Consider the following 13,008-nt stretch of genomic DNA (forward strand, 5'->3'; position numbering starts at 1 on the left):
GTAGGCATGCACACCGCGATTTGCGACGAGCTTGGCATCGAGTTCCCGATCTTCGCCTTCACCCACTGCCGCGATGTCGTGGTCGCTGTCAGCAAGGCCGGTGGTTTCGGCGTGCTCGGCGCCGTCGGCTTCACGCCCGAGCAGCTGGAGATCGAGCTCAACTGGATCGACGAGAACATCGGCGACCACCCCTACGGCGTCGACATCGTGATCCCCAACAAGTACGAGGGCATGGACTCCCACCTGTCCGCGGAGGAGCTGGCCGAGACGCTGCGCAAGATGGTGCCGCAGGAACACCTGGACTTCGCCAAGAAGATCCTGGCGGATCACGGTGTTCCCGTGGAAAACGCCGACGAGGACACCTTGCAGTTGCTCGGCTGGACCGAGGCGACCGCCACCCCGCAGGTCGAGATGGCGCTGAAGCACCCGAAGGTGCGGATGATCGCCAACGCGCTGGGCACTCCCCCCGCCGACATGATCAAGCACATCCACGAAACCGGTCGCAAGGTGGCGGCCTTGTGCGGCTCGCCGTCGCAGGCGCGGAAGCACGCCGACGCGGGTGTCGACATCGTCATCGCCCAAGGCGGCGAGGCCGGCGGCCACTGCGGCGAGGTGGGGTCAATCGTGTTGTGGCCGCAGGTCGTCAAGGAGATCGCGCCGGTGCCGGTGCTGGCGGCGGGCGGCATCGGCAGCGGTCAGCAGATCGCGGCCGCGCTGGCTCTGGGGGCCCAGGGGGCGTGGACCGGCTCCCAGTGGCTGATGGTCGAGGAAGCCTCCAACACCCCGGTGCAGCAACAGGCGTACGCCAAGGCGTCCAGCCGTGACACCGTGCGCAGCCGCTCGTTCACCGGCAAGCCGGCCCGGATGCTGCGCAACGACTGGACCGAGGCATGGGAGCAGCCGGACAATCCCAAGCCGCTCGGTATGCCGTTGCAGTACATGGTTTCCGGCATGGCCGTGCGCGCCACCAACAGGTACCCGAACGAGACCGTGGACGTCGCGTTCAACCCGGTCGGTCAGGTGGTCGGGCAATTCAGCAAGGTGGAGAAGACGGCGACCGTCATCGAGCGGTGGGTGCAGGAGTACCTGGAGGCGACCAACAGGCTGGACGAGCTGAACGAGGCCGCCTCCGTCTGACGACTACTCGTCATCGACTTCGTCCACGTCCTCCCTGCCGGTGAAGACCTCTTTGGTGCGGTCCACCGCGTAGGTGCCGATGTCGATCGAGTTCTGCACGATGCCACTGGCGCCGCCGGCGATGTCACCCCGGATGATGTCGCTGGCGTGTTCGACGATGTCCGAAGCCTTTTCGACGGCGTTCGTCGCGATGTCCCTGGCCGCGTCCACCGCATCCCTGGGGTTGAAGCCCATCGGAGTCCCCTTTCGTTGCAACGCCTTTGATACGACTCTAGTGGCGATTGCAAGCGCAGCGTAGCCGGGCGCTGCGGGTCGCCACGATCGGCTTGGTGGCGATCGCAAGCGCGCGTTGGGGGCACCTCCCGCTTGCGGGGGACCGGGCGCTGCGGGTCGCCACCATCGACCCAGACGGGCAGCGCGGGCGTCAGTAGTTGACCAGGGTGCGCCAGTAGTCCTCGGGAATCTCGGCGCCGGACCGCAATACCCGCGCCAGTCCGACGGCCATCGCGACGCCGAGCAGGCCGAGCCACAGCCCGGCCAGGCCGATGACACCCCAGAGTACGGCGGTGACCGCCGGCCACGGCGACAGCACCGCGAGCACCGGCGCGAAGAAGAAGCTGGCCCCGACGTACCAGGCCGAGCCGGCCCGGTCGGACGCCAGGACGAAGCGCAGCCAGCGCGGAACCGGCGCTTTTGCAGGCTGAGCCTGGTTCACGGCGTCAGCCGGTCATCCCGACGGGGGGAAGAACCCCGCCCCGGTGAACCATCCCTCCTGCCAGCCTTGATCGCCCAGGCAGAGCATCGGGAGCCCGGCCTGTGACTGGGCGGCCGCCTGTGGGCCCGGGCACTTGGCGCCGGCCTGCTGCACCCCGTACAGCGGATAGGAGATGACCCAGTAGCCGGTGGTGGCCGCGGGGAACTGGTTGGGCGGCGGGAAGTGACAGGCCTCGGCCTGGCCGCTGGGTCCGCGCCCGAAGATGAAGCGCTCGTAGTTGTCGCACGGCGCGCCCAGCGAGGCCTGGTAGTTCATGTTCGGCACGTCGCCGTCGTAATGCTGATCGGCGGCCGCGCACGGCGCCACGCCGATCATGATGCCCGCTATGGAAGCGGCGCTGAGCAGTTCGCGAATCATGTTCCACCCCGCCTGTCGCCTTTGACCTGCATCAAAGCATATCCATTGCGCCGGGAGCCACAAGCTCGTTTGCCCCCGACGGTCAACGGCGCCGGTAGGTGCAGATCAGCACCCCGCTACGTCGCGCAGTTGTTGGTCGCGCCACCCGCAGAATGTTTGAGCAAATGGTGTTATCGATTGTCTGAAGTGTGTTCTTACGCCGTGGGTGCGGCAGCGGGAAAAACTCAAGCGGTAACGCTGCTGGACTGCGAGGGCACGTGACAAAGCGCGCCCACCGCGATCCTGTCTGCGTGGCGCGTCACGTGTGACGTATCCCACACGCGACAACGCACCCACGACGGTAGCGAATCGCTGAACGTGTGGCGCCTTGGCTGTCATCCTCTAGCGTCATGGCCGAAACCAAACACGTCGTCTTGATTCACGGCTCCTGGTGCCGTGGGGAGCTGTGGACTTCAGCGCGCGCCGCGTTCGAACAGCGCGGCTACACCGCGCACACCCCGACGTTGCGTCATCACGAGCTGCCCTTGAACGAGGGTGCGATGAAAATCGCGTCACTGAGCCTTCGCGACTACACCGACGACCTAGTGAGATTCGTGAATTCGCTGGATTCACCACCGCTTCTGGTAGGTCACCCGATGGGCGGGCTGCTGGCGCAGTTGGTCGCCGCGCGCACACGCCCAGCTGGCGTAGTGGCTGCATGCCCCGGCGCGGCAGCGGGCATCGCCGGTGCGACGCCCACAAGCGTGCGCATGTCCCTGCGGCACTTGTTATGGCCACGCCCCTGGACTAAGTCGTCGCGCCCCCCGACGTTCGAGCAATTTCGACGCTACTTCGCCCACACCCAGACCGAGGACATCGCCCGCGAGATACATGATGGTTTGGTCTGCGAATCCGGGCGCTTTATCTGGGAAACGGCCCTTAGCGTGGCCAAGCTTTCGAAGGCCACCGTTGTCGACTTCGCGGCGGTCACCGCCCCGGTGCTGGTGATAGGGGCCGAGTGCGACCACATCGTGCCATCCGGAGTCGTGCGCCAGACCGCAGCCCGATATCAGCACTGCACCCACGTCGAGATTCCGCGTTCCGACCACATGGTGTTTTCAGGGGAGGCACTACGCGTGACCATGGGCCACATCGACGACTGGATTGCTAGGAATCACGTGCTCGCCCTTGCCTAGCTGCCCCCGGCGGATACAAGCAGGGGTGTACCCCAGAAGATTTCCCGTGCCCGGTAATCTTCGCCGACACCAGCTCCAGCGCGCGGGCCCTGCCGTCGCTGGGGAACAGCCGCTTGCCGCCGCCGAGCAGGATCGGCTCGAGCATCAACCGTTATTGGTCGACGAGGTCGTGCTCGATCAATTGTGAAACTCATCGGTGCTGAACGTGTTGCAATTCGGGCCGGCGATCTTGCTTCGGTGCTTCCCAACCGTGGCCTAGCAATGGTTTCCTTGCACAAGGACGCCCAGAGGACGCCTAGAGGACTTCGTATCGAGGAGTGCGCCATGTCGACCGCAGAGCCGACCACCCAGCCGAATCTGCCGCCCGGATTCGACTTCACCGACCCGGACGTGCACGCCGAGCGGCTGCCGGTGGAAGAGCTGGCCGAGCTGCGCCGAACCGCGCCGATCTGGTGGAACGAGCAGCCGATGGGGGCGGGCGGATTCGACGACGGCGGCTTCTGGGTGGTGTCCAAGCACAAGGACGTCAAAGAGGTTTCGCTGCGCAGCGACGTCTTCTCCAGCCTGCAGAAGACCGCGCTGCCGCGCTATAAGGACGGCACCGTCGGCGAGCAGGTCGAACGCGGCAAGTTCGTCCTGCTCAATATGGATGCACCGCAACACACCCGGCTGCGCAAGATCATCTCGCGGGCCTTCACTCCCCGGGCCATCGAGCGCCTGCGCGGCGACCTCGCCGAGCGCGCCCGGCGCATCGTCGAGGAAGCGGCCACCGAGGGTCGCGGTGACTTCGTCGAGCAGGTGTCGTGCGAGCTGCCGTTGCAGGCGATCGCCGGGCTGATGGGCGTGCCACAGGAAGACCGCAAGAAACTCTTCCACTGGTCCAACGAGATGGTCGGCGACCAGGACCCCGAGTTCGCCAACAACGACGCCATCACCGCGTCCGTCGAACTCATCATGTACGGCATGCAGATGGCCGCCGAGCGGACGAAGAATCCGGGCGAAGACCTCGTCACCAAGCTGGTCCAGGCCGACATCGACGGCCACAAGCTGTCCGACGACGAGTTCGGCTTCTTCGTCATCCTGTTGGCGGTCGCCGGCAACGAGACGACCCGCAACTCCATCACCCAGGGCATGATGGCGTTCACCGACTTTCCCGACCAGTGGGAGCTGTTCAAGAGGGAACGCCCCGCCACCGCCGCCGACGAGATCGTCCGGTGGGCCACCCCGGTCACGTCGTTCCAGCGCACCGCGCTGGAGGACTACGAACTGTCGGGCGTCCAGATCAAGAAGGGGCAGCGGGTCGTGATGGTCTACCGCTCCGCCAATTTCGACGAGGACGTGTTCGACGACCCGTTCACGTTCAACATCCTGCGCGACCCCAACCCGCACGTGGGATTCGGTGGCACCGGTGCGCATTACTGCATCGGGGCCAACCTGGCGCGGATGACCATCGACCTGATGTTCAACGCGATCGCCGACGGCATCCCGAACCTGGAATCGATCGGAAAACCCGAGCGGCTACGGTCGGGCTGGCTCAACGGGATCAAGCACTGGCAGGTCGACTACCACACCGACGGGGCGACGAAATGACCTGTCGCGCACTAGGCTAAGCCGATGCCGACACATCAAGCCGTCCGGATCCAGTCCGTGGGCGGCCCTTTAGAGCTGGCCGAAGCAGAAACGCGCCCACCCGGTCGCGACGAGGTGCGGATAGCCGTGACCGCATGCGGCATGTGCGGAACCGACCGTGAGTTCGTCAACGGAGGTTTCCCGAACATGTCGTGGCCCCTGACGCCGGGACACGAAATCGCCGGTACCGTAGCCGAACTCGGCGAGGGCGTCGACGACTTCGCGGTCGGCGATCGCGTCGCCGTCGGCTGGTTCGGCGGGTGCTGCTACCACTGCGACCCCTGCCGCAAAGGCCTTTTCATCAACTGCGTGAACGGCAAGGTTCCGAGCTGGCACTATCCCGGCGGCTATGCGGAATCGGTGACGGTGCCTTCGAGCGCCCTGGCCCGAATCCCTTCGGGGCTCACGGATGTGGAAGCCGCGCCCCTGGGCTGCGCCGGGGTCACGACCTACAACGCGCTGCGCCACACCAAGGCGTTGCCCGGTGACCGGGTGGCGATCCTCGGCGTCGGCGCGCTCGGCCACCTCGGCGTGCAGTTCGCCCGCGCGATGGGATTCGAGACCATCGCGATCGCGCGCGGCACCGGAAAGGCCGAGGATGCAAAGAAATCGGGTGCTCATCACTACGTCGACTCCTCCAGCGGTGACGTCTCCGAAGCCCTGCGGGCCTTGGGCGGGGCGACGGTCGTTCTCGGCACCGCCGGCAACTCCCGCGCCATGGCCGACACGGTCGGCGGGTTGGCGCCGCAAGGCGAGTTGGTGACCATCGGCGTGACCGCTGAGCCGCTGCCCAGCAGTCCCGTACAGCTGATAACGCCGGGGAACAGCATCGTCGGCCATGCCTCCGGCACGGCCAAAGACGTCGAGGACACCATGCATTTCGCGGTCCTGTCCGGTGTTCGGGCCTAGATCGAGGAGCTGCCGCTGGCGCGGGCGGCCGAGGGCTATGCGGCGCTGGAGCAGGGGCGAGCGCACTACCGCACCGTGTTGACGATGTGACTACAGTCGATCTGTGACCGAGCTATGGACCCTCACCCCATCCGACGGCGAGTTGTTGATCCGCACCGGTGTCACCGGCAGGGCGGCGCGGATGGGCCATCGGCTCACCATCGCGATGACGCGCTGGGAGGCCACGGTGGCGTGGGCAGGCGCCGAACCGGTCACCGCGGAGTTGACCGTCGAGGTCGATTCCTTCGAGGTGCTGCGCGGCGAGGGCGGGGTCAAGGGCTTGTCCGGCCCGGAGAAGGCCATGGTGAAATCGAACGCGTTGAAGTCGCTGGACGCCGACCGCTATCCCGAGATCCGATTTGCCGCAGACACCATCGAGAAGGCCGGTGACGGGTACCGCCTGACGGGCAAGCTGCACATCCGCGGCAAGTCCCGAACGCACGTAATCGATTTGCGCACAGAGGATCTCGGCGACAAGTGGCGGATGTCGGTCGAAACCACGGTGCGGCAAACCGATTACGGCGTCAAACCCTACTCGCTGCTGATGGGCTCGGTGAAGGTCACCGACGAGGTGTCGCTGTCCTTCACCGCGGTGCACCCCAAGGGCGATCCCGACGGGGGTTAAGGCTGCGTCGGCGCGGGCGGCGCCGGATCACCGGCGTCGCCGGGGATGTGCTCGAGCACGCGGGTCAAGTAGGGCTGGCGCACGTCGGCGTCCGGTTGCTGGTCGGCGGGAGCGCTTTCCTGCCGCCCCTGGGCGCCCGACTCCGGGGCGGGTTCGCCGGCGGGCGCCTTCGACTGCGGTGCGGGCGGGACCGCCTCCGGAGGTGGTGCGACGGAGGGCGCGACGGCCTCGGCGATCTGCGGGGGCGGCGCGTGCACGACGCGCTTCGCCGGAGCGGATTCGCCGGCCGGGGCAAGGTGAATACCCAAAGCGAGCGACAGCGAGGACACGAAAGTGATTGCGCCGGCCGCCAAAGCCGTCGCAGCGCCGGTGTAGGACAACCGCCGGGGCCGAACCGCGGGGGCGGCGGCGGGCTCACTGACCTGCGCCACCAGCCGTTCGTCGGTGAATTCGGTGCTTTTGGCCGCGGCCAGCGCGGCGCCCCGCGCGATGGTCGCCTGGGCCATGGTCTGCGCGAAAACCGGTACGGGCAAAGCCTTTTCGAGCTGCAACGAGAATCCGTTGATGTCGCTGTCGGCGCCGACGACCACCACCGCCCCGGGGCGCCATCCACTCGGTCGCTCGAACATGCCGCTCAGCCAGGACGTCAGCCCGTCGAATCCGCCGCGCACGTGCTTGACGGCCGTTTGCGTCTCGCCGTCATGGGTGTCGACCATGACGACCGTCGCCCACTCATGCTCGAGGATGCAGACGGCGGACTGCTCGTAGCCGATGACCGGCGCGATCGCGCGGGCGAGGGTCTCGACCGCCTCGAGCAACCGGACCGGCACCACGTTGTCCAAGCCGGCGTCGGTCAGCGCCTCCACCAGCAGTGCCGCCTGAGCCGACGCTTCGTCGCTCCAGCTCAGCCCGATGACACGCACCCGGCGATCGCTCGCGGCGGCCAGCTCGTCGACCCGCAACACCTCGTCTGCCACCAGCTCCGCGGTAGTCAGGGCGCGCACCCCACGGTCGGCGCGCAGACCCAACTCCTGATGGTCGAGGATCGTGCCGTCTGCGCCGTGTCCCTCGGCGAGGACCCAACCGACGGTGGTCGGCGTCAGTGATAGCCCCAGTACCGTGTCCAAACTCGCACCTCAATCGGTCCGGACCTCCGTCGCCCTCACCCGCGTTTGCGCACCAAAAGCTCGCTGGCACGGCAGTTCGTGAGAACCGGAACGGACCGGAATGTGTGGTCTCCATCGGCTTGCTCCGTGAGAGCCTACGCGGTCCGCGCAAGTTCGGCTGCCCCGGTATTGAATTCGCGTTGAACTCGCAGGCCACGCGCCTGCGAGCAGGCGGATCGGGCAACGGCCGCCCGCGCCGGCCGCGGAAATCGCCTTTTGCGGCGGCGGAAATGGAACACATGACGACCGGCCACCACGCCACTGGATCCACCGGCGGGCGTCCCGCAGCGCATGCCGGGGAAATCGGCTCGGCCATTCGTGGAGAAGTGCTCCGCACCGGACGCGGTCGCGGTTGCTGCACCGGCTTGCGTTCGTCGCCGCGGAGCCGCTGCCTGGCGCTTTTCGGCCCGGTATGGCGCCACGAGGGGGCCGGTGCGTTAGCCGGTGCCGGCCGCGTGATTCCCGTGTCCACAATGCGAAATTCGGTCGGAAACCGATATGAAACCGAGACAACACCGCGTCCTAATCGACATTTGGCCGAATAACCCGGTAAATTCCAGCTGAGACCGCCAGCACATACAGACAAGGGGCAGGTATGACAGACGTGAGCGAGAAGATGCGGGCCTGGGGGCGCCGGCTTGTGGTCGGTGCAGCCGCGGCTGTGACCCTGCCGGGCCTGATCGGTCTTGCCGGCGGCGCGGCGACCGCGGGGGCCTTCTCGCGCCCGGGTTTGCCGGTCGAGTACCTGCAGGTGCCGTCCGGGGCGATGGGCCGCAACATCAAGGTCCAGTTCCAAAGCGGCGGAAGCGGCTCCCCGGCGGTGTACTTGCTCGACGGATTGCGGGCCCAGGACGACTACAACGGCTGGGACATCAATACGCCCGCGTTCGAGTGGTACTACAAGTCGGGTCTGTCGATCGTCATGCCGGTCGGTGGGCAATCGAGTTTCTACACCGACTGGTACGGGCCGGCCTGCGGCAAGGCCGGCTGTTCGACCTACAAGTGGGAGACCTTCCTGACGAGCGAACTGCCCGGGTATCTGGCCTCCAACAAGAGCGTCAAGTCCAACGGCAGCGCCGCGGTCGGCATCTCGATGTCCGGATCCTCGTCGCTGATCCTGGCCGCCTACCACCCCGGGCAGTTCATCTACGCGGCCTCGCTGTCGGCCCTGATGGACCCGTCTTCGGGGATGGGGCCCTCGTTGATCGGCCTGGCAATGGGGGACGCCGGCGGCTACAAGCCCGACGCCATGTGGGGTCCGTCGAGCGACCCCGCCTGGCAGCGCAACGACCCCACGGTTCAAATCCCGAAGCTGGTGGGCAACAACACCCGCCTGTGGATCTACTGCGGTAATGGCACGCCGTCGGAGCTGGGTGGGGCCAACATGCCCGCCGAGTTCCTGGAGAACTTCGTGCGCAGCAGCAACCTGAAGTTCCGGGACGCCTACAACGGGGCCGGCGGCCACAACGCCGTGTTCAACTTCGATGCCAATGGCACCCACAGCTGGGAGTATTGGGGTGCGCAGGTCAACGCCATGAAGCCCGACTTGCAGGGCAGCCTGGGCGCCACTCCCGGCGGCGGCGGATAACCACCCACCCAAAACCTGAGGTCGCTACTGCGCCCGACGACGACGTCGGGCGCAGTAGCGCGTTACGGGGTCCTGAGTCGGTCGGTGACGTCGACCCACGCCGTGGAGTCGCTGCGGTGGTCGTTCATGTTCCGGCACTGACCGTAGACGCGGAGGATGCCCAGGCCCGGCTCCTCGCTCTGCAGGTAGACGATCATCGTGACGTCGTCCTTGGAGAGGGACTCGGCGAATTCCTGATCGTTCGGCGGCAGGCCGTGTGTCCAACCGTGGGTGGCGAGCGTCGCGGCAATCGTCGGGAAATAGACGTCGGGCCGGGCGGCGGGGGGCAGCGCGAAGGTCAGATAGATCGCCCCCTGATACGGTGGGTCGTCCCGGTTTTTGCACGACATCAGCGTGTAGCCCGCCGACGCCGTCTGTAGCCCGGTCAGGGCGACGATCTGTCGGGCCGACTCGACCACCTGCGCCCGGGACTGCTCGTCGGTGACCGGGTGGGCGGGATGGTCCAGGATGTCGGCCGGTGTCGTGTGCAGCCTGTCCACCGCCAGGAAAACCCCGCCCAGGAGTAGCGAGGCCGCGAGCGCGGCCGCGATCAGCGCGCGAACCTGCGTCGAGCGCAACCATGCAGACGTCAGTGGCATCAGCGGCCAGGCTAACTCCGGAAAAAGCCGGCGTCAGGTCACAATCATGGTCATGGGTTGGGCGCGAGCCGGCGTGATCGGCTGCTTGGTGGCCGCGATCCTGTCGACGACGCAGGCGCGAGCCGACACCACCGGCGCGCTGATGGCCCTAGTCGACGCGGCCGCGCAACGGCTACAGGTCGCCGAGCCGGTGGCGGCGTTCAAGTGGAATACGCACGGCGCCATCGAGGACCCCGGCCGCGTCCGGCAAGAGCTCGCGGATGAGCGCTCCGAGGCTGACGCCGCACGCATCGATGCCGATTACGTCGTCCGGATCTTCGGCGATCAGATCAACGCCACGGAGGCAATCGAATACAGCCGGTTCGCGGGATGGAAGCTGAATCCGGCCGATGCGCCATCCGCGCCGCCGGACCTGTCGGCGTCGCGGTCGACCATCGACGGCTTCAACCGGACGATGCTGGCTCAGATCGTGGCCGACTGGGGCCTGTTGCACTCGCCCGCCTGCGCCCCGGAACTGGACGCCGCCAGGGGCAACGTCATTCGCGCCCGACACCTGGATGACCTTTATCGACAAGCGCTTTCGCTGGCGACTCAGTCGTATTGCCAGGGCTGACTTACTTAATTCTCACCATTTTCTAAAGCTGCGAATCCGCTGCTCAGAGAGCCGATTTCGCTGCTAGTGGGCCTATCTCGCGACATTTTCGAATCGGTAACGCTTCGGACACGCTCCGCGAAATGCCTGACATGAGAAAACTCTGCAAGCCTCTCGCCAAGTCCGCGATGGTCGGCGGGTTAGTTGCAGTGGCGCTGACTTCCTCCACCGGCGTTGCCAACGCCGTCCCCTCGGCCCCCAACTGGGACGCGGTCGCGCAATGCGAGTCCGGTGGCAACTGGCAGGCCAACACCGGAAACGGCGAATACGGTGGGCTGCAATTCAAGCCGGGCACCTGGACCCAATACGGCGGTGTCGGCAACCCGGCGGCCGCGTCCAGGGATCAGCAGATCGCCGTGGCCAACCGGGTCTTCGCCGAAGAGGGGCTGGAGCCATGGCCGAAATGCGGCACCGCCTCGGGCCTTCCCATCGCGTGGTATTCGCATCCCGCGCAGGGCATCAAGCAGATCATCAACGGCCTCATCCAGGCGGCGGTGCCGCACTGATACGTTCGGGCCCGCGCCCTATGACCCGGCGGCAAGCTGTGTTTGGATCAGGCCATGGAAGGTTCGGCGACTGTTCACATGGCCGCGCCCGCGGGCAAGATCTGGGATCTCATTGCGGACGTTCGCAACACCGGACGGTTCTCCCCCGAGGTGTTTGAGGCGGAGTGGCTGGGCGGCGCGACCGGCCCCGCACTCGGCGCGAAATTTCGCGGCCACGTCCGGCGAAACGAATTAGGACCGGTGTACTGGACCACGTGCGAGGTCACCGCGTGCGAGCCCGGCCGCGAGTTCGGGTTCGCGGTGATGCTCGGCGACAGGCCGGTCAACAACTGGCACTACCGGTTGGCGCCCAGCGGTGGCGGCGGCACCGACGTGACGGAGTCTTTCCGGCTCACCCCCGCGCCGTGGCTGGGCATCTATTGGTTGTTCGGGGGCTTCCTGCGCAGGCGACGCAACGTCCGTGACATGACCAAGACCTTGAACCGCATCAAAGACGTGGTCGAGGCGGGCTGACGCGTCGTGAAATCGGTCTTCATCACGGGCGCGGGCAGCGGCATGGGCCGCGAGGGTGCGAAGCTCTTCCATGCCAGGGGCTGGCGGGTCGGCGCGGTGGACCGCAACGAAGACGGCCTGGCGGCGCTGCGGGCGGAGCTGGGTGACGATCAACTCTGGACGCGAACGGTCGACGTGACTGATAAGGCCGCCCTGGACGGTGCCCTGGCGGACTTCTGCGCCGGCAACGCCGGCGGCGGGCTCGACATGATGTGGAACAACGCCGGCATCGGCGAATCGGGCTGGTTCGAGGACGTGCCGTACGACGCCGCGATGCGCGTCGTCGAGGTCAACTTCAAGGCGGTGCTGACGGGCGCCTACGCCTCGCTGCCCTACCTGAAAAAGACTCCGGGCAGCCTGATGTTCTCGACGTCGTCGTCCTCGGGCACCTACGGGATGCCGCGCATCGCCGTCTACTCGTCGACCAAGCACGCGGTCAAGGGGTTGACCGAGGCGCTGAGCGTGGAATGGCAGCGACACGGTGTGCGCGTCGCCGACGTGCTGCCGGGTCTGATCGACACCGCCATCCTCACCACCACCGCCAACCACTCCGACGACGGCGGTCGGGCGATGTCCGGGGAGGAGCTTCGTGCGCTTGCGCCCAAGAAGGGCATGATGCGACTGATGCCGGCGAGCAGCGTGGCGGCGGCGGCGTGGCAGGCCTACCACAACCCGAAGCGATTGCATTGGTATGTGCCCAAGAGCATTCGGATGATTGACTTGCTCAAGGGCCTGAGCCCGGAGTTCGTGCGGGGTCGCATCGCCAAGTCCCTGCCGGCGCTCATGCCGAAGCCGCAGTAAAGGAGATCGCCTGGTGCACAACCGGTTGCTCGCAGTCGCTTTCATCCTGATCGCCGCGGCCGGCGTCGCGGGATGCGGGCAGGCGCAGACGACGCCCCGGAAAGCCGCCCGCGTCACCATCGACGGCACCACACGCACGGCGCGTCCGGCGGCGTGCAGCCAGATCCAGGCGTATCGGACCATCGACATCCGCGACGAGAACGGCCACGTCGAAGCGGTCGTCGTGCTCAGCGGTTACCGCGTCATCCCGCAGTGGGTCAAGATCCGCAACGTCGACGGGTTCACGGGCAGCTACTGGCAGGGCGGGGTGGGAGACGCGCACGCCGACGTCACCAACAGCGCCTACACCATCACCGGCAGCGCCTACGGCATCAACAGCAGCAATCCCAACAAGACGGTGAACACCGACTTCAAGATCATCGCCGAGTGCTGAGTCGTCGCGGCTTACCCTGGGTGAAG

The 13,008-nt window shown here is 66.7% G+C and carries 15 protein-coding genes and 1 pseudogene; 11 read left to right on the forward strand and 5 right to left on the reverse strand.

Translation table 11 applies throughout. The features are described from left to right. Positions 1-6 precede the first annotated feature (6 nt). Entirely contained in the window at positions 7-1,137 is a 1,131-nt protein-coding gene (locus tag VMD50_RS22570; protein WP_325430898.1) for a nitronate monooxygenase, read from the forward strand. 3 nt (positions 1,138-1,140) lie between these two features. Here VMD50_RS22570 and VMD50_RS22575 read toward each other — a convergent pair whose 3' ends face one another. The 3 genes from VMD50_RS22575 to VMD50_RS22585 form a co-directional block, all read right to left on the reverse strand. Next, a complete protein-coding gene (locus tag VMD50_RS22575) occupies positions 1,141-1,371 on the reverse strand; it encodes an Rv1893 family protein (protein WP_325430900.1) in 231 nt (76 codons plus the stop codon). A 190-nt stretch (positions 1,372-1,561) separates the two neighbouring features. Next, the gene (locus tag VMD50_RS22580) at positions 1,562-1,852 is read right to left on the reverse strand and encodes a hypothetical protein (protein WP_325430902.1); all 291 of its coding nucleotides are present in this window, start codon (positions 1,850-1,852) and stop codon (positions 1,562-1,564) included. Between the two features lie 12 nt (positions 1,853-1,864). Continuing rightward, positions 1,865-2,269, reverse strand: coding sequence for a hypothetical protein (locus VMD50_RS22585; RefSeq protein ID WP_325430904.1), 405 nt, complete (start codon positions 2,267-2,269; stop codon positions 1,865-1,867). Between the two features lie 389 nt (positions 2,270-2,658). Between VMD50_RS22585 and VMD50_RS22590 the strand changes: the two genes are divergently transcribed. The 4 genes and pseudogenes from VMD50_RS22590 to VMD50_RS22605 all read left to right on the forward strand — a co-directional run bounded on the left by VMD50_RS22590 (position 2,659) and on the right by VMD50_RS22605 (position 6,646). Then, on the forward strand, positions 2,659-3,444 hold the full coding sequence (locus VMD50_RS22590; protein ID WP_325430906.1) for an alpha/beta hydrolase: 786 nt from the start codon (positions 2,659-2,661) through the stop codon (positions 3,442-3,444). Positions 3,445-3,768: 324 nt separating this feature from the next. Then, a complete protein-coding gene (locus VMD50_RS22595) occupies positions 3,769-5,034 on the forward strand; it encodes a cytochrome P450 (RefSeq protein ID WP_325430908.1) in 1,266 nt (421 codons plus the stop codon). Between the two features lie 24 nt (positions 5,035-5,058). Further along, positions 5,059-6,072, forward strand: a pseudogene (locus tag VMD50_RS22600) (alcohol dehydrogenase). Between the two features lie 13 nt (positions 6,073-6,085). Further along, a complete protein-coding gene (locus tag VMD50_RS22605; protein WP_325430910.1) occupies positions 6,086-6,646 on the forward strand; it encodes a YceI family protein in 561 nt (186 codons plus the stop codon). On the opposite strand, the gene VMD50_RS22610 is transcribed toward VMD50_RS22605, so the two are convergent. Next, positions 6,643-7,773, reverse strand: coding sequence for a DUF7159 family protein (locus VMD50_RS22610; RefSeq protein WP_325430912.1), 1,131 nt, complete (start codon positions 7,771-7,773; stop codon positions 6,643-6,645). The genes VMD50_RS22605 and VMD50_RS22610 overlap by 4 nt on opposite strands. 634 nt (positions 7,774-8,407) lie before the next feature. Between VMD50_RS22610 and ag85B the strand changes: the two genes are divergently transcribed. Continuing rightward, positions 8,408-9,400 (forward strand): diacylglycerol acyltransferase/mycolyltransferase Ag85B, encoded by a 993-nt coding sequence (gene ag85B / locus VMD50_RS22615; protein WP_325430914.1) that lies wholly within the window; start codon positions 8,408-8,410, stop codon positions 9,398-9,400. 62 nt (positions 9,401-9,462) lie between these two features. Here ag85B and VMD50_RS22620 read toward each other — a convergent pair whose 3' ends face one another. Beyond that, on the reverse strand, positions 9,463-10,038 hold the full coding sequence (locus VMD50_RS22620) for a hypothetical protein (protein ID WP_325430916.1): 576 nt from the start codon (positions 10,036-10,038) through the stop codon (positions 9,463-9,465). Positions 10,039-10,090: 52 nt separating this feature from the next. Between VMD50_RS22620 and VMD50_RS22625 the strand changes: the two genes are divergently transcribed. The 5 genes from VMD50_RS22625 (at position 10,091) to VMD50_RS22645 (ending at position 12,982) form a co-directional block, all read left to right on the forward strand. Further along, positions 10,091-10,651: a chorismate mutase gene (locus VMD50_RS22625; protein WP_325430918.1), complete on the forward strand. Its 561-nt coding sequence runs from the start codon at positions 10,091-10,093 to the stop codon at positions 10,649-10,651. Positions 10,652-10,782: 131 nt separating this feature from the next. Further along, positions 10,783-11,196 (forward strand): resuscitation-promoting factor RpfC, encoded by a 414-nt coding sequence (gene rpfC / locus VMD50_RS22630; protein WP_414686145.1) that lies wholly within the window; start codon positions 10,783-10,785, stop codon positions 11,194-11,196. Between the two features lie 36 nt (positions 11,197-11,232). After that, positions 11,233-11,709 carry an SRPBCC family protein gene (locus tag VMD50_RS22635; RefSeq protein ID WP_325431108.1) on the forward strand — a complete coding sequence of 159 codons (477 nt, stop codon included), beginning with the start codon at positions 11,233-11,235 and terminating at the stop codon, positions 11,707-11,709. Positions 11,710-11,715: 6 nt separating this feature from the next. Beyond that, complete coding sequence (locus VMD50_RS22640; RefSeq protein WP_325430922.1) at positions 11,716-12,549, forward strand: SDR family oxidoreductase; 834 nt, start codon at positions 11,716-11,718, stop codon at positions 12,547-12,549. A 13-nt stretch (positions 12,550-12,562) separates the two neighbouring features. Then, complete coding sequence (locus VMD50_RS22645; RefSeq protein WP_325430924.1) at positions 12,563-12,982, forward strand: lipoprotein LpqH; 420 nt, start codon at positions 12,563-12,565, stop codon at positions 12,980-12,982. Positions 12,983-13,008: the final 26 nt, after the last annotated feature.

The sequence above is a fragment of the Mycobacterium sp. genome, assembly GCF_035506235.1.
Classification (GTDB): domain Bacteria; phylum Actinomycetota; class Actinomycetes; order Mycobacteriales; family Mycobacteriaceae; genus Mycobacterium.